This is a genomic window from Halorhodospira abdelmalekii, assembly GCF_016583625.1.
GTDB classification, from domain to species: Bacteria; Pseudomonadota; Gammaproteobacteria; order Nitrococcales; family Halorhodospiraceae; genus Halorhodospira; species Halorhodospira abdelmalekii.
The window spans coordinates 40,905-64,300 of record NZ_NRRN01000005.1; the positions used below are offsets into that span (position 1 = coordinate 40,905).

The 23,396-nt window shown below is 64.2% G+C and carries 25 protein-coding genes; 15 read left to right on the forward strand and 10 right to left on the reverse strand.

The genetic code is table 11. The features are described 5' to 3' along the window. The 9 genes from nadD (at window position 1) to pmbA (ending at window position 11,368) form a co-directional block, all read left to right on the forward strand. Window positions 1-708, forward strand: coding sequence for a nicotinate-nucleotide adenylyltransferase (gene nadD, locus CKO15_RS01995; RefSeq protein WP_200192006.1), 708 nt, complete (start codon window positions 1-3; stop codon window positions 706-708). Between the two features lie 57 nt (window positions 709-765). Then, window positions 766-1,116, forward strand: a complete 351-nt coding sequence (rsfS, locus tag CKO15_RS02000) for a ribosome silencing factor (protein WP_200192008.1) — start codon at window positions 766-768, stop codon at window positions 1,114-1,116. Window positions 1,117-1,118: 2 nt separating this feature from the next. Continuing rightward, window positions 1,119-1,589 (forward strand): 23S rRNA (pseudouridine(1915)-N(3))-methyltransferase RlmH, encoded by a 471-nt coding sequence (gene rlmH, locus CKO15_RS02005; protein ID WP_200192010.1) that lies wholly within the window; start codon window positions 1,119-1,121, stop codon window positions 1,587-1,589. 82 nt (window positions 1,590-1,671) lie between these two features. Further along, a complete protein-coding gene (locus CKO15_RS02010) occupies window positions 1,672-2,277 on the forward strand; it encodes a Maf family protein (protein ID WP_274600100.1) in 606 nt (201 codons plus the stop codon). Continuing rightward, window positions 2,274-3,725 (forward strand): ribonuclease G, encoded by a 1,452-nt coding sequence (gene rng, locus CKO15_RS02015; protein ID WP_200192014.1) that lies wholly within the window; start codon window positions 2,274-2,276, stop codon window positions 3,723-3,725. The genes CKO15_RS02010 and rng overlap by 4 nt, the downstream gene beginning before the upstream one ends. 45 nt (window positions 3,726-3,770) lie before the next feature. Then, entirely contained in the window at window positions 3,771-7,673 is a 3,903-nt protein-coding gene (locus tag CKO15_RS02020) for a YhdP family phospholipid transporter (RefSeq protein ID WP_200192016.1), read from the forward strand. A 33-nt stretch (window positions 7,674-7,706) separates the two neighbouring features. After that, window positions 7,707-8,528, forward strand: a complete 822-nt coding sequence (locus tag CKO15_RS02025) for a carbon-nitrogen hydrolase family protein (RefSeq protein WP_200192018.1) — start codon at window positions 7,707-7,709, stop codon at window positions 8,526-8,528. Window positions 8,529-8,540: 12 nt separating this feature from the next. After that, complete coding sequence (gene tldD, locus CKO15_RS02030) at window positions 8,541-10,010, forward strand: metalloprotease TldD (RefSeq protein ID WP_200192020.1); 1,470 nt, start codon at window positions 8,541-8,543, stop codon at window positions 10,008-10,010. Then, a complete protein-coding gene (gene pmbA, locus CKO15_RS02035) occupies window positions 10,007-11,368 on the forward strand; it encodes a metalloprotease PmbA (RefSeq protein WP_242464497.1) in 1,362 nt (453 codons plus the stop codon). The genes tldD and pmbA overlap by 4 nt, the downstream gene beginning before the upstream one ends. Before the next feature lie 44 nt (window positions 11,369-11,412). On the opposite strand, the gene CKO15_RS02040 is transcribed toward pmbA, so the two are convergent. The 10 genes from CKO15_RS02040 to CKO15_RS02085 form a co-directional block, all read right to left on the reverse strand. Next, window positions 11,413-11,682, reverse strand: coding sequence for an HPr family phosphocarrier protein (locus tag CKO15_RS02040; RefSeq protein WP_200192022.1), 270 nt, complete (start codon window positions 11,680-11,682; stop codon window positions 11,413-11,415). Continuing rightward, window positions 11,679-12,086 (reverse strand): PTS sugar transporter subunit IIA domain-containing protein, encoded by a 408-nt coding sequence (locus CKO15_RS02045; protein WP_200192024.1) that lies wholly within the window; start codon window positions 12,084-12,086, stop codon window positions 11,679-11,681. The genes CKO15_RS02040 and CKO15_RS02045 overlap by 4 nt, the downstream gene beginning before the upstream one ends. Then, on the reverse strand, window positions 12,083-12,946 hold the full coding sequence (gene rapZ / locus CKO15_RS02050) for an RNase adapter RapZ (protein WP_200192026.1): 864 nt from the start codon (window positions 12,944-12,946) through the stop codon (window positions 12,083-12,085). Before rapZ ends, CKO15_RS02045 begins: the two co-directional genes overlap by 4 nt. Beyond that, window positions 12,928-13,491: an HPr kinase/phosphorylase gene (locus tag CKO15_RS02055; protein ID WP_200192028.1), complete on the reverse strand. Its 564-nt coding sequence runs from the start codon at window positions 13,489-13,491 to the stop codon at window positions 12,928-12,930. Before CKO15_RS02055 ends, rapZ begins: the two co-directional genes overlap by 19 nt. Beyond that, window positions 13,488-13,958, reverse strand: coding sequence for a PTS sugar transporter subunit IIA (locus CKO15_RS02060; protein WP_200192030.1), 471 nt, complete (start codon window positions 13,956-13,958; stop codon window positions 13,488-13,490). Before CKO15_RS02060 ends, CKO15_RS02055 begins: the two co-directional genes overlap by 4 nt. A 19-nt stretch (window positions 13,959-13,977) precedes the next feature. Next, window positions 13,978-15,453, reverse strand: a complete 1,476-nt coding sequence (locus CKO15_RS02065) for an RNA polymerase factor sigma-54 (protein WP_200192032.1) — start codon at window positions 15,451-15,453, stop codon at window positions 13,978-13,980. Between the two features lie 92 nt (window positions 15,454-15,545). After that, a complete protein-coding gene (lptB, locus tag CKO15_RS02070; protein WP_200192034.1) occupies window positions 15,546-16,274 on the reverse strand; it encodes an LPS export ABC transporter ATP-binding protein in 729 nt (242 codons plus the stop codon). A gap of 3 nt (window positions 16,275-16,277) precedes the next feature. Next, window positions 16,278-16,769 (reverse strand): lipopolysaccharide transport periplasmic protein LptA, encoded by a 492-nt coding sequence (gene lptA, locus CKO15_RS02075; RefSeq protein WP_200192036.1) that lies wholly within the window; start codon window positions 16,767-16,769, stop codon window positions 16,278-16,280. Window positions 16,770-16,986: 217 nt separating this feature from the next. Next, entirely contained in the window at window positions 16,987-17,550 is a 564-nt protein-coding gene (gene lptC, locus CKO15_RS02080; RefSeq protein ID WP_200192038.1) for an LPS export ABC transporter periplasmic protein LptC, read from the reverse strand. A 168-nt stretch (window positions 17,551-17,718) separates the two neighbouring features. Next, complete coding sequence (locus CKO15_RS02085; RefSeq protein ID WP_200192040.1) at window positions 17,719-18,759, reverse strand: KpsF/GutQ family sugar-phosphate isomerase; 1,041 nt, start codon at window positions 18,757-18,759, stop codon at window positions 17,719-17,721. A 191-nt stretch (window positions 18,760-18,950) separates the two neighbouring features. Between CKO15_RS02085 and CKO15_RS02090 the strand changes: the two genes are divergently transcribed. The 6 genes from CKO15_RS02090 to murA are packed head-to-tail and all read left to right on the forward strand — an operon-like array spanning window position 18,951 to window position 23,376. Then, window positions 18,951-19,769: an ABC transporter ATP-binding protein gene (locus tag CKO15_RS02090; protein WP_200192042.1), complete on the forward strand. Its 819-nt coding sequence runs from the start codon at window positions 18,951-18,953 to the stop codon at window positions 19,767-19,769. Next, window positions 19,766-20,542 carry a lipid asymmetry maintenance ABC transporter permease subunit MlaE gene (gene mlaE, locus CKO15_RS02095; RefSeq protein ID WP_200192044.1) on the forward strand — a complete coding sequence of 259 codons (777 nt, stop codon included), beginning with the start codon at window positions 19,766-19,768 and terminating at the stop codon, window positions 20,540-20,542. The genes CKO15_RS02090 and mlaE overlap by 4 nt, the downstream gene beginning before the upstream one ends. 15 nt (window positions 20,543-20,557) lie before the next feature. Continuing rightward, on the forward strand, window positions 20,558-21,013 hold the full coding sequence (gene mlaD, locus CKO15_RS02100) for an outer membrane lipid asymmetry maintenance protein MlaD (protein WP_200192046.1): 456 nt from the start codon (window positions 20,558-20,560) through the stop codon (window positions 21,011-21,013). A gap of 4 nt (window positions 21,014-21,017) precedes the next feature. After that, window positions 21,018-21,686, forward strand: a complete 669-nt coding sequence (locus tag CKO15_RS02105) for an MlaC/ttg2D family ABC transporter substrate-binding protein (protein ID WP_200192048.1) — start codon at window positions 21,018-21,020, stop codon at window positions 21,684-21,686. After that, on the forward strand, window positions 21,686-22,117 hold the full coding sequence (locus CKO15_RS02110; RefSeq protein WP_200192049.1) for an STAS domain-containing protein: 432 nt from the start codon (window positions 21,686-21,688) through the stop codon (window positions 22,115-22,117). The genes CKO15_RS02105 and CKO15_RS02110 overlap by 1 nt, the downstream gene beginning before the upstream one ends. A gap of 2 nt (window positions 22,118-22,119) precedes the next feature. Next, entirely contained in the window at window positions 22,120-23,376 is a 1,257-nt protein-coding gene (gene murA, locus CKO15_RS02115; RefSeq protein WP_200192050.1) for a UDP-N-acetylglucosamine 1-carboxyvinyltransferase, read from the forward strand. The last annotated feature ends 20 nt before the right edge of the window (window positions 23,377-23,396 follow it).

Here is a 23,396-nt window from a genome sequence, read left to right on the forward strand (position 1 = left end):
ATGGCGACTGAGCGCGTGCGCCGAATCGGTATCCTGGGTGGGACCTTCGATCCGATCCACTTCGGCCATTTGCGCCCCGCCGAGGAGGTCGCCGAGGCGTTGCAGCTCGATGAATTGCGGCTGATCCCGGCGCGTACCCCGCCGCACCGAGCGCGCCCGCGGCTCTCGGCGCAGCTGCGTGCCGAACTCATTGCCCTGGCCCTCTCTGGGCATCCGATCGCCACCCTCGATACCCGCGAGCTTGAGCGTGCCGGCCCCTCCTACACGGTCGACACCCTAGCTGCGATCGCCGCCGAGGAGCGAGCGGCGGGGGCAGCAATCGCTGCCGAAGAGCAAGCGGCGGGGCAGCCGGCGGTGCTGCTGCTGATCCTGGGCTACGACAGCTTCGTGGGCCTGCCGGCGTGGTCGCGCTGGCGCCGACTCTTTGACTACGCTCACCTGGTCGTCACCGAGCGTCCCGGGAGCCACCATCCGCTCCCTGCCGCTTTGGCCTCCGAGGTGGCGGTACGGCGTTGTCGCGATCCCCAACACCTGCACACTGCTGCACCGGGACGGATCTACTTCCACCCGGTGACGCCGCTGGCGATCTCGGCGACGGCGATTCGCAGCGCCCTGGCCAGTGGTCGTTCGGTGCGCTACCTCTTGCCGGAGCCGGTGCGGCAACGCATCGTCGGCGAGGCGCTGTACGGCTACCCACAAGTTGTGTGACTGAATGAACCATTGGACCCTATGGATGGGGACGCAAAGACGAGTGCAGATCCACTGATGAGCGTATTAGCAATCGAGACCATCGTCCGCGAAGCCCTCGATGACATCAAGGCCCGAGAGACGGTCGTGATCGATGTTCGCGAGCGCACGCCGATGACCGACCTGATTGTGGTGACGACTGGCACATCCGGGCGCCATATCCAAGCGATTGCCCGCAATGTGATCGATCGGGCCAAGGAGTACGGGATCCATATTCTCGGCATCGAAGGGGATGAGCCCGGTTCCGAGTGGGTGCTGGTCGACCTTGGCGATGCCGTCGTCCACGTCATGACCGCGGAGAGCCGCGAATTTTACCGCCTGGAGCGGATCTGGGAGATGGATCCGGCCGTCGATACGGATGTGCACTAGGCGTGCGCATCGAATTGATTGCCGTCGGCACGAAGCCGCCGCGCTGGGTGCGCGAGGGGTTTCAGGCGTATAGCGAGCGACTTGGCCGGGGGTGGCGGCTGCGTTTGACGGAGGTTCCGGCCGGCGCAGGGCGTGGCAGCAGTAATGATCGGGCGTCCGCTGAGTACGAAACGCAGCGGTTGCTGCGCGCAGTGCCACCGGATCGGCCTTGTGTGGTCTTCGATGAGCGCGGTGCTGCGCTGAGTACGCAGCAGTGGGCGGAGCACTTCGAGCGCTGGCGCCATCAGGGGGGTGAGGTGGCGATGTTGATCGGCGGGGCCGACGGCCTGGGTTGTGCCGCGCACGCGCGCGCTGACGCCTGCTGGTCGTTATCCCCTTTGACGTTGCCGCATATGCTGGTGCGTCTGCTGGTCGCCGAACAAGTCTATCGCGCCTGGACGCTGCTTAGCGGCCATCCGTATCATCGCGCTTAGGCCGGTTGTCGAACCGGTCGGAGCGCGCGCGCGCCGCCGGCGTGAACACTGACCTACCTAGCCTATAAGAAGGACGATGACCATGGAGCCCTTCATTATTCTTGCGTCTCAATCGCCGCGTCGTCGGGAGCTGCTTGAGCGAATCGGGGTCCGCTACGAGACCGTCGTTGCCCCAGTCGACGAACAGCCTGAGCCCGATGAGGGGGCCGAGATGTTCGTGCTGCGCATGGCCTTGGAGAAGGCGCGGCGCGGCTTTGCGGCCACCGAGCAGCGAGCGCCGACGTTGGCTGCCGATACGGCCGTGGTGATCGATGGCGAGATCATCGGCAAACCGCGTGACCAGGCCGATGCTCAGCGCATGCTGATGCGCCTCTCCGGGGCGACTCACCGCGTACTCACGGGTGTGGCGTTGGTCGATGATCGCGAGGCGACCCGGCTCTCGGTCAGCCAGGTGACCTTTCGCACCCTCGATGAGCAGGAGTGTCAAGGCTACTGGGCCAGCGGCGAGCCGGCCGATAAAGCCGGCGCCTACGCCATCCAAGGGCGTGGTGGGGTCTTTATCGAACATCTGGAGGGCAGCTATACCGGTGTGATGGGGTTGCCGCTCTACGAGACTACGCTGCTGCTCGATGAGTTTGCGATCCCGTGGCGGGGGCTGTGGTCGGCGCCCGCGGACGTTGCGCAGTGAGCCAGGAACTGCTGATCAACCTCACGCCGCGCGAGACGCGAGTGGCGCTGGTCGAGAACGGGGTTCTACAGGAGATCCACCTAGAGCGGGCCCGCCGCCGCGGGCTCGTCGGCAACATCTACCTTGGACAGGTGCGCCGCGTGCTGCCCGGCATGCAGGCGGCCTTCATTGATGCTGGGCTGGAGCGTACCGCCTTTCTACACGTCTCCGATCTGCGCCGTGATACCGGCGAGACGCCGCCCCCGATCGATCAGCTCATTCGCGAGCAGCAATCGTTGCTGGTGCAGGTGATCAAAGATCCGATCGGCAACAAGGGGGCGCGGGTAACGACGCAGATCACCGTCCCGTCGCGCTATCTGGTGCTGACGCCGAGTTCAGCGGGGGTGGGGGTCTCGGCGCGCATTGAGGACGATGGCGAGCGGGCGCGCTTGCGCGCCGTAGCCCAGAACTTCGGCGCCGAGGAGGATGCGCAGGCCGGGCTGATCTTTCGCACCGCCGCTGAAGGGGTTGGCGATGACGCGTTAGCGGCCGACCGTGATTTTCTTTTACGACTATGGGATTCGATCCGCATGCGCGCCGAGCGGGCGCAACCGGGCACTTTGGTGCACGAGGATCTGCCGTTGCTGCTGCGCGCCTTGCGTGATCTGGCCACCCGCGATCTAGAGCGGGTGCGGGTCGATTCGCGCGAGGGGCTGCAGCGCGTGCGTGAGTTTTGTAGCGATCTGCTGCCCCATCTAGCCGATCGGGCCGAGCACTACGTCGGTGAGCGGCCGATCTTCGACCTCTACGGGGTGGAGGATGAGATCGAACGGGCGCTTGATCGACGCGTCGATTTAAAGTCGGGTGGGCACCTGATCATCGATCAGACGGAGGCGATGACGACGGTCGATGTTAACACTGGTGGCTTTGTCGGCCACCGTAACGTCGATGAGACGATCTTCAAGACCAATTTAGAGGCCGCGCAGGCGATTGCTCGGCAGCTGCGCTTGCGCAACCTCGGCGGCATCATCATCGTCGATTTCATCGATATGAGCGAGCCGGAGCATCGCCGACAGGTGCTGCGGGCGCTTGAAAAGGCATTGGAACGTGACCACGCTAAGACCCAGGTCGGGGTCGTCTCCGCGCTTGGTCTTGTCGAGATGACGCGCAAGCGCACCCGCGAAAGCCTTGAGCAACTGACCTGTGAGCCGTGCCCGACCTGTAGCGGGCGGGGGAGCGTGAAGACCGCCGAGACGGTTGCTTATGAGATCTTTCGCGAGATTCTGCGCGAGGTACGGCAGTTCGAGGCGCAGCGGGTCATCGTGCTGGCGGCTCCGGCGGTGGTCGAGATCCTGCTCGATGAGGAGTCAAACAGCCTGGCGCAGCTTGAGGAGTTTATCGAGCGACCGATTGAGCTGCAGGTCGAGTCGCTCTACGCTCCCGATCAGTTCGATGTGATTCCCGTCTGACTAGACGCCGGCCGCCCGGGCCGGCCTAATTCGATGTACGACACCATGCTCGCACTCATTCGCTCTCTGCTGCGGCTGTTCGCGGGTGCGCTGCTCACGCTGGGCGCACTGGTGCTGCTGTTGCTGGCGGCGGTGCGCCTGTTGGCTTGGGGCGAAGTGGCCTTGGAACGCCCCTTAACAGAGGTCGCAGAGCAGCTGCTTGAGCGACCGGTCGAGATCGGTCAGGCGCAGCTGCGCTGGCAGGGGGTGTGGCCGACTCTTGCCCTGCAGCGGGTTCGCCTCGGTGATCCGGACGATGTGCACGAGATGTTGCAGCTCGCTGCTCTGGAGCTCGCTCCACGCCCGGGGGCGCTTTTTACGGCAGCGCGCGGTGGTTATCCGGTCTCCATTAAGCTGCAGCAGCTGCGGGTGGCGGTGCATGTAGAGGACGATCGCAGCGTGCGCATCGGTGGGTTGCCGCAGCGTGAGGCACCGGCAGCGACACTGCGCCTGCCCGATGCGATCGAACTGACCGACGCCGAGATCTGGCTGCTGCAGCCCGAACAGGCGCCGTCACCGCTGCGTGGTCTCCGCGGCCGTATCGTGCAGCGCGGCGCCGAGGCCCAAGCGGGGCTGGTCGTGGCAGGGGAGGAGGCCGTGCTTGGACGGGGGCTTGAGCTACGGGCAAACTGGCCGCTTGATGATCCGCTGCAAGCGCGCCTCTTTGCCCGCTTTGCCGCACTCGATCTGGCGCCGATCGGCGAGGTGGCGGCCCGGCTCGATGAGCAGCTGCGTGCCCCTACACCGGCGCAGCGCTTTGCCGGGCTGCGTGGCGAGTTGAGCGGACAGCTCCGGGTCGAGCTCAGTGCCGGCTTGCCGCAAGCCGTGTGGGGAGAGCTTGCACTCAGCGACGGCGGGGTGCATATCGGCGACTATCTGCTGCTCAGCGGGGTGCAGGGGGAGGCGGTGTTCGAGGGGCGGCGCCTCTTCGGTGAGTTGTGGATGGCCGAGCAGCCACTGGGGTTGCCCCGGCTCTATCGTGAGCCGCTTGAGATCGGCGCAGCGCAGGCAGAGTTCTCCGGCGGAGTGCTGCCGCAGGGCGGCGGCTGGATCGAGCTTGAGCGCAGTCGAGTGGCGAACCGCGACCTTCAAGGCGGTGGGCGTGGACGCTTTACCCTGACCCCGGGGCAAGACCCACAGTTGCGAATTCACGCCGCCTTCGAGCCGGTTGCCGTGACCACCGCGAAGCCCTACCTGCCGGAGGTGTTGCTGCCGGAGCCGGTCTACGATTGGTTGCAGATGGCGCTGCTAGGTGGTCAGGTCGAGCGCGCCGAATTGCTCTTTCAGGGCTATCCGCTCGACTACCCCTTTAGCGGGGTTGAGCGTGGCGTCTTCGATGCACGGGTGGCGGTGCGTGACGGTACTCTGCGCTATCAGGAGGAGTGGCCCTCGGTTACCGGTCTGGATGCCGAGCTGCGCTTTTACGGGACGCGTTTAGAACTGCTCGGTCATCGCGGCGAAAGCTGTGGGGCGCAGCTCTACGGAGTTGAACTGCAGATCGCCGAGTTGCGCGAAGCGCTGTTGGAGTTGACCGGTCACGCCGAGGGTTCGGCCGCGGCGGCCCTTTGCTACTTGAGTGAATCACCGATCGCCCGGCAGTGGTTGGCCGAGCCGCCGCTGGCGCTGAGTGCGGAGGGGCCGTTGGCGCTCGATCTGGGGGTGCGGCTGCCGCTGAGTTCGGCACTGGATGAGGAGCCAAGCTACTTTGGCGAGGTCAAGGCCGATGGGGTTCGAGTGACTGCTGGCCGTCACTCTGGCCGTCACGGTGGCGATCAAGCTGCCGGTCACGGGCACACAGACGATCACACTGAAGATTACGTCGAGATCAGCCAGCTAAAGGGGCGTCTGCAGTTCGATCGCGTGGGGCTGCACGAGATCGACTTAAGCGGGCAGTGGGGTGGGGAGCCGGTGACCCTCTCCGGCGGTGTCCAAACGCGCGCAGGGCAGTTGCGAACCGTCGTCGAAGCGGCAGCCTTCGGTTCGCCAGTCTCGTTAATTGGACCGCTGGAGCGGGGATGGGAGTGGTTAGACGGTGCCGCAGCGTGGCGCATTGAGCTCGATGCCCCGGTCTTCACGACGCTACCTTCCGAGTTTTCCGAGCTTTCCGAGCCTTCTGGGGTGTCCGAGGTGGTCACAGCGGCAGTCGTTGGCGTTGTGCCACCGCTTGCCGAAGCACTGACAGCGCGCAGTGCCCGAGTGCGCATCGACTCCGACCTGGCTGGTGTCAGCCTCGATTTTCCCGCGCCCTTTGGGTTGAGTCGTGAAGCGCCCCGAGAACTGCGTGCCGAGGTGTGGATTGGGGAAGAAGGGCTCTCACTCTATACCGGACGTTTGGGGGATTTGGTCACGCTCCACGCCCGGCCGGCCGAGACGGCGTGGCCGGAGGCGGTGGGTCTCCATTTTGGTTCCGGGCGCCCACGGCTGCCCGAACTCGGGATCACCGTCTCAGGGCGGGTGGATGAGGCTGATCTGGACGCTTGGTGGACGTGGTGGGGGCGCTATGGAGACTCGATTCTGGGCGCCGATCTCCCCGTCGGAGGGGCGCACGACCCGACCGGCAGCACCGAAAAGAGGGGTAGTACGGAGTTACACCCTTCGACTACGACCGCTCTGTGGCCTTGGCGAGGCCAGCTCACCATTGCAGAGGCACGGCTGTTTGGGCGCCACTACGGGGTGCAACATATGCGGGCGGAGGTCGATCGTGAGCGAGCGTGGTTGGCGCTCGACGGCGACCTGATTGCCGGACAGGCGCGCTGGCCGCAACGGGACGCTATCCTCGAGATTATTCTCGAACACCTCGATATCCCCTATCCGCTCCCGGAGGCAACGGATACGTCGCCGGTGCTTGAAGAGGAGGAGTTTGCGCAGCTGCGCCGCTTGCCGCAGATGGCCAATTGGCCCATTGTGCGCGGGCAGATCGGCAGTTTCAGGCTGCAGGAGCGCCACGCCGGTGATGTGGAATTCGAACTGCACCCGCAAGCTGGGGCGCTGGTGCTAGAGCGCGCAAGGTTGCGCGGGCGAACCCTTGAGGTCGACATGAGTGGGCGCTGGGAGGCTGAGCAGACGCGCATCTTAGGGCGATTGCGCACCCCCGATGTCGGACGTTTGCTCAGTCTCTTTCAGGCTCCGGTCGCGGTTGATTTGGCACGGGCGACGGTGCACGGCGACGTGACTTGGCCCGGGGCACCGTTCGATTTCGCTGCCCCCATGTTGAACGGAGCACTCGAGCTGAGGATGCGCGATGGTCGGATTCGCGAAGTCGAACCGGGGGCCGGACGGTTAGCTGGCCTACTGGGGTTGAATATGCTGCCGCGGCGGGTGCTGCTCGATTTTGGCGATCTTCTGGCTGAAGGGGTGCTCTTCGATCGGGTCGATGGGCAGGTGGTATTCCGTGATGGGCGGGCGAACTTCGAGCGTTTTCGCATTGAGGCGCCTTTAGCACCCATCTGGATCAGTGGTTCGGTCGATCTGCAAGCGCGCCTTTACGATACGCAGATCCAGGTTGAGCCGCGGGTCGGCGGGACGTTGCCGATCGTCGGTTTCCTCTTCGGGGGAGGGGTCGGCGGTGCTGCCGGCCTGCTGGCCGACTGGATGGTCGGACAGGACGTCGACCGGGCGATGGCGCTGCGCTACCACGTCACCGGACCTTGGGAGGCGCCGCAGGTGCAGCGGCTGCGTGCCGGTGAGACACCCCGGCCGGAAGCTGAGGAGCGCGAGGCGGCACCAGCGCCGAGGCCGTCGCGTGGACCGCAGGCTGGGCCACGGCGGCGTCCGCGCCAGCCACGCAGGGTGGACCACGCAGGGTGGACCACGCAGGGTGGACCGCGTACCGAATCGGGTACTGAACTGAATCCCGGCAAGACTGCGTGGAACAGACTATACCTCATAATATTAAGATATAATGCATAACTAAAAAGATTCGCCAGGCGGAGAGAGACGCTGATGAGTGAAGCAAGAAGATTTACCGTGGCCTCTATTCAGATGGCTTCGGGGCCGCACGTTGAGGCCAACCTAGAGGAGGCGGCGCGGTTGATTGGCAAGGCCGCACGTGCCGGAGCCCGCCTCGTCGCACTGCCCGAGAACTTCGCCTTTATGGGGTACCATGAGAGCGATAAGCTCAAGATCGCCGAGCACGATGGCAGAGGGATGATTCAAGACTTCCTGGCCGCGCAGGCGAAACGTCACGGTCTCTTTCTCGTCGGCGGAACTGTCCCGCTGCGCAATGCGCAGGGCGATCGCATCCGTGCGGCGGCGCCGGTCTACGGGCCGGACGGTCAGCGTTTGGGTTGTTATCAGAAGATTCACCTCTTCGATGTCGAAGTTGCTCCTGGGGAGGCCTATCGTGAGTCCGAGGTTCAGGAGGCGGGTAGCGAGCCGCTGCTGCTCGATACGCCCTTGGGGCGCATCGGGATAGCGATCTGTTATGATCTACGTTTTCCCGAGCTGTTTCGGGAGTTGGCGCGCCGTGGCATGGAGATCGCGGTCGTGCCGGCGGCCTTCACCGCTGTGACCGGGGAAGCGCACTGGAGTCTGCTAGTGCGGACGCGAGCGGTGGAAAACCTCTGCTACGTGGTGGCTTCCGACCAGGGGGGTTACCACGTTAACGGGCGCGAGACCCACGGTGAGAGCATGGTTGTTGACCCGTGGGGTGGGGTGATGCAGAGTCTCGCAACCGGTGCCGGGGTGGTCACCGCCGAGGTCGATCTCAATCGTCTTTACGATATACGCGGCCGTTTCCCGGCGCTTGAGCACCGTAAGCTTTAGGTCAGCACACATATGGATGTCGATACTGCCGTGACGAATCTTGACCCGATGCAGCAAGCGAGGAGGCAACTGCTCGAACCAGCAGGCTTAGATGAGGCGAGTCTGGAACGCGTTCTGGGCCGTTTGTTGCGCCCGGGAGTCGAGTTCGGCGATCTCTACTTTCAGGCCGCCCAGCGCGAGGCGTGGGTTCTCGAGGATGGCATCGTCCGGGAGGGTAGCCGCAATATCGATCGCGGTGTCGGCGTGCGTGCAATCCGTGGCGAGCAGAGCGGCTTCGCTTACTGTGATGAGGTCGATCTGGCGGTACTGCTTGAGGCGGCTGGCGCCGCAGGCGCCATCGCGCGCAGCGGCGGACAGCAGAGCCGGTCACAAGCCTTCAGCGCGGCCGCACAGCGGTCGCTCTACGCTGCTGACGATCCGTTGGCCAGTCTGAGTGCCGACGAAAAGGTCGCCTTGCTGCATCGGGCGGAGGCGGCCGCACGCGCTGTTGACCCGCGTATCGAGCACGTCGTCGTGACGCTCGCCGGCAGCCATGAGACCGTGCTGATTGTCGACTCGGCGGGTGGGTGGGCGGCTGACATTCGGCCGCTGGTGCGGATCAATGTCTCGGTGTTGGCGGCGGCGGGGGGGCGTCGGGAGAGCGGTGTCAGCGGTGGTGGCGGGCGTTTTACCTACCCACAGTTGGCCGCTGCCGAGCGTGTTGAGGGTTACGCCCGGGAGGCGGCGCAACAAGCCTTAACCAACCTTGAGGCGGCCGAGGCGCCAGCCGGAACGCTGCCCGTGGTCCTCGGTCCGGGGTGGCCCGGGGTTTTGCTGCACGAGGCGGTCGGGCACGGTCTGGAGGGCGATTTCAACCGCAAGGGGACCTCGGCCTTCACCGGCCGGGTCGGCGAGCGGGTCGCCTCGCCGCTGTGTACTGTGGTCGATGATGGTACGTTGCCCGATCGCCGCGGCTCCCTGAGTATCGACGACGAAGGTTATCCGACCCGCTGCAATACGCTGATCGAGAACGGGGTGTTGACCGGCTACATGCAGGATCGGCTCAATGCCGGACTGATGGGCGTGGCACGAACTGGCAACGCGCGGCGCGAATCCTATGCGCACCTGCCGATGCCGAGGATGACCAATACCTATATGCTCGCCGGTGCGAGTGATCCACAGGAGATCATCGCTTCGGTTGATCGTGGCCTCTATGCAGTGCACTTTGGGGGCGGGCAAGTCGATATCACGAGCGGCAAGTTCGTCTTCTCGGCTAGTGAGGCGTACTGGATCGAAAACGGTAAGATTCAGCACCCGGTCAAGGGGGCAACGCTGATCGGTAGCGGACCGGAGGTGCTGACCCGGGTCAGCATGGTCGGCAACGACCTGGAGCTCGACAGCGGGATCGGCGTTTGCGGTAAAGAGGGGCAGAGCGTGCCGGTTGGCGTGGGGCAGCCGACGCTCAAGGTGGACGGTATGACGGTAGGGGGCACAAAGGCTTGACGGAGAACGGCAACCATAACAACCTGCCGGCGGCTGCTGAGCTTGAGTCTTTAGCGGCGTTTGCCCTGGAGCGCGCGCGCGCGGCGGGCGCGGATCAGGCTGAGGTGACCCTGGGCAGCGGGGTGGGGTTATCGGTCAACGTGCGCAAGGGTGAGATCGATACTCTGGAGTATCATCGCGATCGGACCCTCGGGGTGGTGGTCTACTTCGGCGGGCGTAAGGGGAGCGCTTCGGCAGGAGAGCTCAATGAGCGTGCAATTGCCGAGGCGGTTCACGGCGCTTGCGAGATCGCCCGCTTTACCTCTGCGGATCCGGCCAACGGGCTGGCGCCGGCGGAGTTGATGGCGGACCGGGATGCCAATCTCGATCTCGATCTGCACCATCCGTGGGCGCTGAGTGCCGATGATGCAGTCGAGTTGGCGCGCTCTTGTGAGGCGGCGGCGCTCGCCGCTGATACCCGCATTAGCAATACTGAAGGGGCCGGGGTCAGTGCCCATCGCGGGATTCATACCTTCGCCAACAGCCACGGCTTTATGGCGACGGTTCCGGAGTCGCGCCACAGCATCAACTGTGTGGCGGTGGCTGGTAGCGGGGCCGATATGCAGCGCGACTATTGGTACACAGTCGCGCGGAGCCCCGACGATCTTGAGGATGCCGAGCAGGTTGGCAGACGTGCGGCCGAACACACTGTGGCCCGTTTAGGGGCCAAGCCGCTGGCTACCGAGCGAGTGCCGGTGCTCTTCCAGGCGCCCGTAGCGCGCGGTCTTATCGGTCACTTGGTCGGTGCGGTCAGGGGCTCGGCGCTTTACCGCCACGCCTCCTTCCTGCTCGATAGCCAAGGGCAGCAGCTCTTCCCAGAGTGGGTGCAGATGGTTGAGCGCCCGCACCTGCCTCGCGCCCTCGGCAGTGCTGCCTTCGATGGTGACGGTGTGGCTACTGCCGACTCACCGCTGATCGCCGATGGCGTATTGCAGCGCTATGTGCTGGATGCCTACTCGGCGCGGCGCTTGGGGCTGCAGACGACGGCGAATGCGGGCGGGGTGCACAATCTCGAGGTCGCACCCAGTCCGGGCGGTTACGATTTTGCCGCGCTGTTGCAGCAGCTCGATCGTGGCTTGGTGGTCACCGAGTTGATGGGCCAGGGCGTGAATCTGGTCACCGGGGATTACTCCCGAGGGGCGGCCGGCTTCTGGGTCGAGAGAGGGGAGATCGTGCGTCCGGTACAGGAAGTGACGATTGCTGGACAGCTGCGCGAACTCTTCGCCAAGGTGCAGGCAGTCGGTAATGATATCGACCGGCGCGGTAACATCCGGACCGGGTCTATCCTGCTTGAGCAGATGACAGTGGCCGGTGAGTGATAAGGCGAAGGCGTGTGTAGGCGTGGGTGCGAGGTGAGCGCGCCTTAGTGCGCCTCGCCGAAGCCCTCTTCGACCAGCTGACAGAGCGCGGTCAGCGCTTCCTGCTCGTCGGCGCCATCGGCCTCAATCGTTAAGCGGGTTCCGACCCCCGCTGCGAGCATCATCAGCCCCATGATGCTCTTGCCGTTGACCCGCCGATCCCCTGAAGAGACGTGAATCTCGCTGCGGTACTCGCTAGCGATTGCGACGAAGCGCGCCGCAGCGCGGGCGTGTAAGCCAAGGCGGTTGCAGATGACGGTCTCTTGTTGGGTCATGAGCCGAGCGGCTCCTGTTCGCCTAGATCGAGAATGCCGTTGCGTCCGCCTTCGGCGGCTGCGCGCGCGAGTTCGGCGAGCGGGCGATCGGGGTAGTTCAGAACCCGCAGCAGCATCGGCAGGTTCAGGCCACTGACGACGCGCGCCGCGTGGCCTTCCGCAGCGGCAACGGCGACATTACCGGGAGTTGAGCCGTAGGCATCGGTCAGGACCAGGACACCGTCGCCGGCGTCGGCTTCCCTGAGAAGATGAACGGCGCGGGTAACGAGGATCTGTGGGTCGTCCTCGGCGAAGACTTCCAGCGAACGAGTCTGTAGGGGGCAGAGGCCGAGGGTGCTGGTCGCGGTCTCAAGGAGTTCAACACCGAGATGGCGGTGGGTGATCAATAGCAGTCCGACACTCACGATAGCTCCCGATGGCGTAGGGTCAAGCGGTTGCAGTGTTCGGTCAATTCAGCAGCAAGCCTCTCGGCCAAGTAGACTGAGCGGTGTTGCCCGCCCGTGCAGCCGATTGCGATTGTCAGATAGCAGCGCCCCGCATCGCGATAGGTGGGCAGCCAGTGGGTGATCATATCGCGGATCTGGCCATAGAGCGTTGCCGTCTCCGGGAAGTCTGCCAAAAAGGCCCGCACTTCAGGATCTCGACCGGTTTTAGGGCGCAGTTCCGGGACCCAGTGCGGATTGGGCAGACAGCGGGCATCGAAGACGTAGTCGGCGTCACTCGGCACCCCGTGCTTAAAGCCGAACGACTCGATCAGGAGCGCAAGCTGTGGGCGCTCGCCGGCGAGCTGCGCGTAGATCAGTGCCCGCAAGTCGTGGACATTCAGGTGTGAGGTGTCGATGCTCCAGGCGGCACTCTCGCGCAGTGGCTCAAGCAGCTGGCGTTCACGGCGCAGTGCCTCGCTCAACGGACGATCCGGGTCGGCGAGCGGATGGCGCCGCCGGGTCTCGCTGTAGCGACGCATGAGAATCGCGTCGTCGGCATAGAGAAAGAGCAGCTCAGGGGTGATTTGCCCCTCTAGCGCGTTGAGTCTCTCCGGTAGCGATTGGAGATCGCTGCGCGGATTGCGCGCGTCGATGCCGACGGCGTATTGATGGTCGGTCGTCTGTGAGGGATTGCGCAGGGCGTAGCGAGCAAAGTCCGTAATCAAGCTTACGGGCAGATTGTCGATGCAGTAGAAGCCAGCGTCCTCCAGCGTATGCAGCGCAACGCTCTTACCGGAGCCGGATAGACCGCTGACAATGATTAGCCGGACGGGGGCCACGCGTGCTCCTTGTACAGAGTGCAGACTAATTCGATAAGGGCAGCCACAGGGCGTTGTGGTGCCGCCGTGATGGTGTACTGCGGCACCTCGATGCCGAGCCGGTTGCCGAGTTGGTGACGACCGTAGAGCGTTGAGTCGGGGTGCGTCTCACCACGTTCAGGCTGCAGCACAACCTCAAGAGCGATAGCGGCCGACTCGGCGATCGCCCCTCGGCCAAAACAGGCGCCGACGTCGATGAAACCGAGATCGCGGATATGAAGCCGCTGTACAGAGTGCATCGTGGCGCATCCGCTCTGGCTAACAGCCGGAGCTGTCGGCGGTGCCCGTCCGATCAGACGATCGCCGCATCGCTCCAGGTGTACGGCGTCATCGGCAACCAGCGCATAGCCGCGTGCGAGTAACGCCAGTGCGCAGTCGCTCTTACCTGAGCCGCTCGGTCCGGTCAGCAGCACGCCGCGACCAGCGCTCGTTAGTAGAACGCCCGGGATTACCGGTGTGTTTGAGGTCGCCACCGGTGTGTTGTCGACCGGCAAACCTGTGCTCATGTGGCATCGGATGCCGGGCGCCACTCGCTCAAAGCAGCGTGCAGTTCACGATCGCTTTCCGTTCGGCGCAGGCGCTCGCACAACTCCGGATCGCTGAACATTTCGGCAAGCGCGGCGAGGATTTGCAGGTGTTCATCGGTGAAGTGCTCAGGTACAACGAGCACGAAGAGTAGGTCAACGGGGGTCTTGTCGAAGGCCTGGAAGTCGATGCCGTGATCGAGCCGAACGAGGGCGCCGGCGGCTCGTTCGATACCCTCAAGGCGGGCGTGCGGCAGTGCAACGCCGTGGCCGAGCCCGGTGCTGCCAAGCCGTTCCCGGGCCATTAGGCGGTCGCAGATCTCGGTACCGGTCAGCTGCGGATCGGCGATGCTGATGAGCTCGCCGACGTGCTGCAGAACCTGCTCCTTATCTTCGAGGCCACTTAGGCAGCGAACTCGCTCCGGAGAAATCAGTTGCTCAATGTCCATGTTGGTGTCCGCTCTCCCGTTACCGATAGCGGTCTGTGGTGGTGCGCTTGCGCGGTGTGTGGCGGCGTTGTGCCGAGGAGGCAATTGCCATCGCCTCACGATACTTGGCTACGGTGCGGCGTGCCACCTGAATTCCCTCCTCTTCCTGTAGAATTCGTACGAGGGCGCTGTCGCTCAGCGGTTTGCGGGGGTCTTCCGCGGCGATCAGCCGCTTGATACGAGCGCGAATTGCGGTTGCTGACGCTTCGCCACCATCGCTAGTGGCCACATGGCTGGAGAAGAAGTACTTGAACTCATAGGTCCCGCGTGGGGTATGCAGATACTTATTGGTGGTGATGCGGGAGATGGTCGACTCGTGCATCTCGACCGTCTCGGCGATCTCGCGCAACACCAACGGCTGCATTGCTTCCTCGCCGTGTTCGAGGAAGCCTTGCTGGCGCTCGACGATGGCGCTGGCGACCTTGAGCAGAGTCTCGTTGCGGCTGCGCAGGCTCTTGAGCAGCCAGCGTGCCTCCTGCAGATGAGTGCGCAAACAGTGGTTATCAGCGCTGCGATCGGCGCGTCGAATCAGACTGGCGTAGTAGGCGTTGATGCGCAGCCGTGGGGTCATCTCGCGGTTGAGCTCGACGTGCCAAGCGCCATTGTGGCGAAAGACCGTCACATCGGGGATGACGTAGTCGGGGGTCGAACTGCTCACCTGCAAGCCGGGGCGCGGATCGAGGCTGCGAATCAGCTCGATGACTTGATCGAGCGCCTCGGCATCGAGATTCAGGGAGCGCTGCAGGCTCTCGTACTGCTGTGCGGCGACGGTCTCCAAGTGGTGCAGGATGACTTCGTGGGCCTCAGTCCGCCAAGGCGTCTCTTCGGGAAGCTGCTCGAGCTGAACACGCAGCGCTTCGCTGACACTGCGGGCACCGACGCCGGTGGGGTCGAGACGCTGAACTTGATGCAAGACCTCTTCTAACTCAGCTGTAGTCACCTGCCAAGCCCCTGGCAGGGTCTCCTGAAGTTCGTCGAGGCTCTGAGTCAGATAACCCTCTTCGCTGATGGCATCGACAATGGTTTCGGCAATGGCGCGCTGGCGCGCATCGAAACGCTCCATCTCGATCTGCCAAAGCAGATGTTCGCGCAGCCCGGTGCTCTCCGAGGTGCGGTTTTCGAACAGATCGTCGCTGCTCGTCGTCTCGTTGGATCGGCTCAGATGGCTGCCTGTGTCGTAAATCTCGTCCCAGTGGGTGTCGAGGGGGAGCTCTTCAGGGATCACTTCGCTGCCACTTGCCGATCGCTCATCAGCGCTCTCAGCGCTGGTGGCGGTAGCGTCGTCGCTGCTCCACTCTTGTTCCTCGTCGAGCTCAAGCATGACGTTCGATTCCAGTGCTTGCTGGATCTCGGTGCGCAACTCCAAGGTCGAGAGCTGCAACAGACGGATCGCCTGCTGTAGCTGCGGCGTCATGGTTAGCTGCTGACCGATGCGCAGTTGCAGCGTCTGTTTCATGGAATCTCCGCAAGGGAGGCGGTGAGCACTTGCGGCGCAAGTGGGCATAGCCTCGTCCTACGATAAAGCCTGCGACTTCAGTCGCGGGCTGTTTACAGGCGGAAGTCTTCGCCCAAATAGACCTCACGGACCCGTGGGTCAGCGAGGATAGTTTGGGCATCACCGGCGGCCAGCATCTGACCGCCACTCAGGATATACGCTCTTTGTACGATGCCAAGGGTCTCGCGCACGTTATGATCGGTGATCAGAACACCGATTCCCCGCTCTGCAAGCCGTCGGATGATGCGCTGGATATCACCGACCGAGATCGGATCGACACCGGCGAAGGGTTCATCAAGCAGAATAAAGCGCGGGGCAGCGGCGAGAGCACGGGCGATCTCGACCCGGCGACGTTCGCCCCCGGAGAGCGAAAGGCCGAGTGAGTCGCGAACGTGTTCTAAGCCGAAATCGGTCAGCAGTCGCTCCATCTCCCGGTTCCGCCCGTGGCGGTCGAGATCCGAGCGCAGCTCCAGGATGGCGAGTAGGTTATCGGTTACGCTGAGTTTGCGAAAGACCGACGGTTCCTGCGGCAGGTAGCCGATGCCGCGACGGGCACGCTCGTGGATGGGCAAGTGGGTGATCTCATGCTCATCCAGGGTGATGTGTCCAGAGTCCGCCGCGATCAGACCGACGACCATATAGAAACAGGTCGTCTTACCAGCGCCGTTTGGGCCGAGCAGGCCGACGATTTCGCCTTGGCCGACCTCTAGGCCAGCCCCGGTGAGCACCTGGCGCCCGCGGAACTGCTTGCTCAAGCCTTCGGCACGCAGCACGCTTGTCATCGCCTAGCGCTCCTCGCGCTTGGCGGGATAGAGGGTGGTGCGGGCACGTTGCTGCTCGCTGCCGAGGGCTTCGACAATCTGTGTCTCGAGGTTGATGCGAATCGTCTCGGCATGAATGGTGTCATCGCCTTGCCAGAGTTTTGCTCCCCCGAGGAAGAAGGCGCGCTCTGGAGCGCGGGCGTGGTATTCCATTTGTTTGGCCTCGGCCTCGACAGGGCGCGTCTGCCCTTCAGGGAGGTCACGGAAGGTTGCCGGCGAGCCAGAGACGACAATATGACTAAGGGCCCCTTCACCATCGGTGTGGACCTCCATCCGCTCGCCGGTGATCCGCATCTCACCGTGCGTTAGGCTGGCGTTTCCGGTGTAGATACTGATGCCGCGGGCGGCATCGATATCGGCACGGTCGGCCTCAAGTTCCAGCGGCACGTCCGCCGGCGTGGGCGTGCTCGCTATGGCATCTCCCGGCTGAGCGAGGAGAGTGAGCGCGCCCAGCAAGACGGTTAAGCCTGTGAGCAGGCTCGGTGTCGCTAGCGCAACGCCCCATGGAGCGCGCCGCCGGTGACCCGTTCGGCGCCCCCCAGGTATTCCCCCAGGTATTCCCCAAGTTATCCGCCTGGTTATCCCTCTGGCCGTCCTGTGATCGCCACGGCTTCGACTGCCGGAAGGCGCGCCTGGATGACGATTCGGGTTATGCTCGGGGCCATCACTGCGGTTACTGTGCTGCATGGTGCCCGCGCACCTCCTCATGTAGGCGCAGACGGTCGTGCAGGTACTCGAGGGTCATGCCGCGACCCCGGACCTTGCTGAAGGGATCGTAGGCCACGATGGTCGCCTCGGTCTGGGCGATGCCCTGTTCGGTATCAATGAACAGATCGCGTGTCTCGACCGTCAGCATGGGGCGGTCGGGCTGAGCCGGGCGCAGCAGCGTGACAGCATCGTGCAGCCACACAGTCCGTTGCTCGTGGCTGGCGGTACCGAGGGGGGCGGTTGCCTGCCAGACCGCACCGCCCTGAGAGAGGCCATACCAGTTCGGTTCAACGATCTCCATCTCGCGGCGCTGCGGATAGTGCTCGCCGGAGACACCGCGGAGCAACGAGCGTTGCACACCCGACTCGTCGTAGTGGTGCATCGCAAAGCCCTCGACAAAAAAATCTGGTCGCTCCTCTTCCGGTCGCTCTAGGGGCTCCTCGTCGGGGGCGTCGTAACTCAACAGCACGCCGACGAGCGCCGAGACAGCGACCACCGCGAGGGGGAACAGCACACCGCGCGTTGCCATGGCCCGATTAGCGCTCCGTCAGATTCTCTGATCCGAGACCTGTCTAAACAACCGAAATGCTCGTCCAGCTTCTCCCCTCCGCCGGGCAACCACGCTCGCACAAAGGAGCGCTGAACGATTCGCTGTCACTGTTGCCGCGACTACTGCCGTACTTATCGCACTTATAGCTCATAGTACCCCGGCCTGGAGGAGGTCGTGCATATTGAGCGCACCGATCAGGCGGCCGTCAGCGTCGGTAATCAGCAGCGCGTTGATCCGGTGCCGCTCCATTCGCTCGGCAGCCTCGGCGGCTAGCAGTCCCGCCGTAGCGGTCTGCGGGGCTGCGGTCATTACCGTGGCGATCGGCGTGGTGTGGATGTCGATTCCCCGATCAAGGGTGCGCCGCAGGTCGCCGTCGGTAAAGATCCCGCGCACACGCTCGTCGCTGTCGACGACCGCGGTCATGCCCAGCCCTTTTTGGCTGATCTCCAGCAGGGCTTCGCGCAACACGGTCTCCGGGGTCACCTTGGGGACACGCGCGCCAGTTTGCATGATGTCCTCAATGTGCAGCAATAGGCGTCGCCCGAGGCGGCCGCCGGGGTGGGAGCGCGCGAAATCTTCGGCGGTAAAGCCGCGCGCATCGAGCAGGGCAACGGCCAGCGCATCGCCCATGGCCAGGCTGGCAGTGGTGCTGGTGGTTGGGGCGAGTCCCAAGGGACAGGCCTCGCGTTCGATGCGAATCTCCAGGTGCACACTCGCCTCGCGCGCCAGCGTCGAGCTCGCGTTGCCGGTCAATGCGATCAGCGGCACTCCAAGGCGGCGCAGACGCGGCAACAGGGCGGTAATCTCGTTCGTCTCCCCAGAGTTCGAAAGGGCGACGACGAGGTCATCGGCGGTGATCATCCCGAGGTCGCCGTGGCTGGCCTCGCCAGGGTGGACGAAGAAGGCGGGAGTTCCAGTGCTGGCAAGCGTTGCGGCCAGCTTCGAGCCGATATGTCCCGATTTGCCCATGCCGGTGACAATCACTCGCCCGCGGCAGGCAAGCATGTAGCGGCACGCCTCGCTGAAGAGGTCGTCGATGCGCTCGGCTAAGGCGGCGATGGCTTCGGCCTCCAGTTCCAGCACGGCACGCCCGAGGGCCTGCAGGCGCAGATCGGTCTCGCGCCGCTCGGCTTCGGCCGGTGCAGGAGAGAGCGGATCGCCCGCTGAGGGATGGACTTGAGCTTGCATGGAAGCGAGTCTAGCAAAACAGCGGGGTGGTTTCAGGAGGGGGCTCAAACAGGCTTGTGCGGTATTGCACCGGATGCGGCGGTGTTTGACCGTGTCTGCGGCAGGGTGGATACTGTGCCGATTCATCAACGAGCCATTCTAAGGCATGCCACTCAGGGCACAGCCAGGGCACAGCGAGGAAGCAGGAGACGATGAGCGCCGCCGATCGTGAGGTGATGGCGCGGGTCCGCGGGTTGCAGGTGCGCCGGGGCGGGCGTTGGATCTTCGATCAAGTCAATTTAGATATTCGCCGCGGTCAGGTTACCGCAATCATGGGGCCGAGCGGCAGCGGGAAGACGACGCTGCTGCGGGTGCTCGGCGGGCAGTTGCGACCGAGTGGCGGTTTGGTCGAGGTCGAAGGCTTAGAGGTGCCTAAGCTGCGCCGCAGCGAACTCTACGCCCTACGTCGCCGCATGGGGGTGCTCTTTCAGAGCGGTGCACTCTTTACCCACTTGAGTGTCTTCGAAAATGTCGCCTTTCCGATCCGCGAACATACGCGCCTGCCTGAGCCGCTGCTTGATACGCTGGTGCTGCTTAAGCTTGAGGCCGTCGGTTTGCGCGGGGCGCGGGCGTTGATGCCAGCGGAGCTCTCGGGCGGTATGGCGCGACGGGTGGCGCTTGCGCGGGCGATCGCCCTCGATCCAGTGTTGATCATGTACGATGAGCCCTTTGCTGGCCAAGACCCGATTACAATGGGGGTGCTGGTGCAGCTGATCCGACGGCTCAACGACATCCTTGGGCTGACCACGGTGCTCGTCTCTCACGACGTCGAGGAGACCCTGGCGATCGCCGACTACGTCTATCTGTTGGCCGATGGACGGCTGATTGCCGAGGGTACGCCGGAGCAGCTGCGTGCCTCGGAGGCCGCCGCCGTGCGTCAGTTTATCGACGCCAGCGCCGACGGTCCGGTGCCCTTTCACTACCCAGCGCCGACCTTGGCCGAAGAGCTGCGCCGGGAGTCGCGGCGATGACGGGGTTGCTGCAAGCGTTGGGCGGACGGGTCATTGCGGGGCTGCACGGTACCGGCCAGAGCCTCTTGTTGCTGCTGCGGCTATTGCGGGGGGCGCCGATCGGGGTGCGGCGTCCGGGGTTGGTTATTGAGCAGATCTACACCCTCGGGGCGCTCTCGCTGGTGATCATTGTCGTCTCGGGACTGTTCGTTGGGATGGTGCTCGGGCTGCAGGGCTACTATACGCTGACGGACTTTGGGGCGGCCGAGCAAGTCGGCGTCATGGTCGCGCTGACATTGCTGCGTGAACTCGGTCCGGTGGTGACGGCGCTGCTCTTTGCCGGACGGGCCGGTTCGGCGCTGACCGCCGAAGTAGGACTGATGCGCGCAACTGAGCAGCTTTCGAGCATGGAGATGATGGCGATCGACCCGGAGCGGCGGATTTTGGTGCCGCGACTGCTCGGTGCCTTTATCGCAGTGCCGCTGCTGGCTCTGGTCTTCAGCGCCGTCGGCGTCTTCGGCGGCTACCTGGTGGCGATCGGGATGGTCGGGTTGGATGCCGGCGCCTTCTGGTCGAATATGCAGCAAGCCGTGAGCATGCAGGATGATATCCTCAACGGTGTGATCAAGAGCGTGGTCTTTGGGTTTGTGGTGGGGTGGATCGCCCTGCATAAAGGGTATACAGCAGTGCCGACCTCGCAAGGGGTGAGTCGGGCGACGACACTGGGCGTGGTGCACGCCTCGTTGGCTGTGTTGGGGCTCGATTTCCTGTTGACGGCGCTGATGTTCGGTTGACGGAGAGCGGAAGCGATGCAAGAGCGGCTCGTGGAAATCTGGGTCGGAGTGTTCGTGGTGATTGCGCTGCTCGCGTCACTCTTTTTAGCCCTGCAGGTCAGCGGTCTGGCGGAGTTGCGGCAGACACCGGGCTATCAGGTGGTGGCAACCTTCGATAACGTCGGGGGGTTGCGGGAGCGGGCCCCCGTGCGCATGGCCGGTGTGCGGGTTGGGCGGGTTGAGAGGATCGAACTCGATCCGCAGAGCCACCAGGCACGGGTCGTGTTGCGCATCGATGAGCGCTACGATTCGATTCCGGTCGATACGCGAGCGGCGATCTACACTTCCGGGCTCCTGGGTGAGCAGTATATCGGGCTTGAGGCTGGTTGGGAGGAGGAGGCGCTGAGCGCTGGTGATCGATTGCAGGAGACCCAGTCGGCCGTAGTGCTTGAGCGTCTGATTGGTCAATTTGTCCGCTCGATGGGGGAGTGATCGTATGGTGCAACGGTTAGCAGTGGGTTGGTCTGTTGCCGATCGTCTCGATTCGTCGGTTCGACGTTCGCCCCCCTGGTTGGCTTCCGCTGTGGTGGCGGCCTTCGTGGCACTGTTCGCGCTTGGCTGGAGTGGGGCTCTGGAGGCGAAGACCCACCCGCGGGCGATTGTCGAGGAGACCAGCGCGGAGGTGATGCGCCTGATCGAGGAGGAGGCCGAACAGATTGGCGACGATCCGGTCAAGATCTACGAGACCTTCGCTCCGGTGATCTTGCCGCATATCGACTTCGACCGGATCGGGGCGCGCATGCTCGGGCCGCACTGGCGCGATGCCGATGGGGAGACGCGCGAGCGCTTCATGACCGAGTTTCAGCGCACCTTGGTGCGCACCTACGCGGCCAATCTCCAAGAGCACGAAGGCACCGCCTTTCGGGTGCTCGGCAGCCGGCAGCGCGACGGCGAGATGCAGGTCGGGGTCGAGATCGAGGGCGGTGCCCGGGGGGTTTTTCACTTTCAGGAGCGGCCCGACGCCTGGCGAGTGGTCGATATCACCTTCGAGGGCATCAGCATGGTGCAGAACTACCGAGAAGATTTTCGCGCGCGTCTTCGTGATAAGGATCTCAAGGAGATCATTGAGGAGATGGCGACCCGCAATCAGGAGATCGGATTTTGATGCGTGCCGCCGGTGAGTCCGCGACCGCGGAGCATGCGGCGATTGAGTGCGTAGCCTCCGGTTGCCTGCGCTTGCGGGGTCCGCTCGACTTCGCAAGTGTCGCTGAATTGTGGCAGGCGGGGCGGCGCATGCTCGTGCCGGAGGCGCTAAACGAGATCGATCTAGCGGCGGTCGAGCGGACCGACAGCGCTGGTGTGGCGCTGCTGCTGGAGTGGCATCGGGCCGTCGAGGCGGCGGGCGGGACGTTGCGGTTGCGCCACGTCCCCGCGCAGCTGCAGGCGATCTTGCGGGCCAGCGGAGTGGAGGCGCTGCTGACCATCGTCGAGGTTCAGGAGGCGCCACCGCCGACCGATCCGTCTTCATTCCCTGCGGGCACCGCGGGCAACGCGGGCGAAAGAGACGAAAGACGCGCGGTGGAGGCGCCCGACTAGGCATGGAGCGGTTGCTCATTCGCGGCGGCCACGCCCTGGAGGGCGAGATCCGCATCTCGGGTGCCAAGAATGCTGCGTTGCCGGTGCTGGCCGCAACGCTGCTGGCCGACGGGCCGATGAAGGTGGGGAATATTCCGCATCTACACGACGTCACGACCACGCTGGAGCTGCTCGGGCGCATGGGGGTGCAGCTGACCGTGCACGAGGGGATGGAGGTCGAGGTCGACGCCTCAACCATCGCCAGTTTCCGCGCCCCCTACGAGTTGGTCAAGACCATGCGTGCCTCCATTCTGGTGCTCGGTCCGTTGTTAGCACGCTTTGGGCGTGCTGAGGTCTCGTTGCCGGGTGGCTGTGCGATTGGCTCGCGTCCGGTCGATGTGCACATCCGCGGGTTGCAGGCGATGGGGGCACAGATCGATATCAGCGATGGCTATATCCGGGCGCACGCCGGGCGCTTGCAAGCGGCGCGCGTGCACATGCAGGTCTGCACGGTCACTGGCACCGAGAATCTGATGATGGCGGCGGCGTTGGCCCGTGGCACCAGCGTGCTCGAGAATGCCGCCTGTGAGCCCGAGGTCGTCGATCTGGCCGACTGCCTGAATGCCATGGGCGCGCGGATCAGTGGTGCCGGTACGCGGACGCTGGTCATCGAGGGGGTTGAGCAGCTGTACGGGGTCGAGCATCGGGTGCTGCCGGATCGGATCGAGACTGGAACCTATCTGACTGCGGCGGCGATCACCCGCGGGCGCGTCAAACTCAAGGATACGGCCCCGGAGCTGCTCGGTGCGGTGCTCGATAAGTTGACTGAGAGCGGAGCCGAGATCCGTACCGGGGCTGATTGGATTGAGCTCCACATGCCGGAGCGTCCACGTGCCGTTGACATCAGTACCGCCCCTTATCCGGGGTTTCCCACCGATATGCAGGCACAGCTCTGCGCGCTCAATACCGTGGCCCGCGGCTGTGGTCGGGTTACCGAGACGGTCTTCGAGAACCGCTTCATGCACTGTTTGGAGATGCAGCGCATGGGGGCGAAGATCCGCATTGACGGCTCCACCGCCTACATTCAAGGAGTCGAGCGGCTGACCGCCGCTCCGGTGATCGCTACCGACCTGCGGGCCTCGGCCAGTCTGGTCTTGGCAGGCTTAGTAGCTGCCGGAGAGACGTGGGTCGATCGGATCTATCACATCGACCGGGGCTACGAGTGCATCGAGGAGAAACTCGCTCAGCTCGGTGCCGATATCCGCCGGACACCGGAGTGATGGTGTTCGCTCATTCTGGT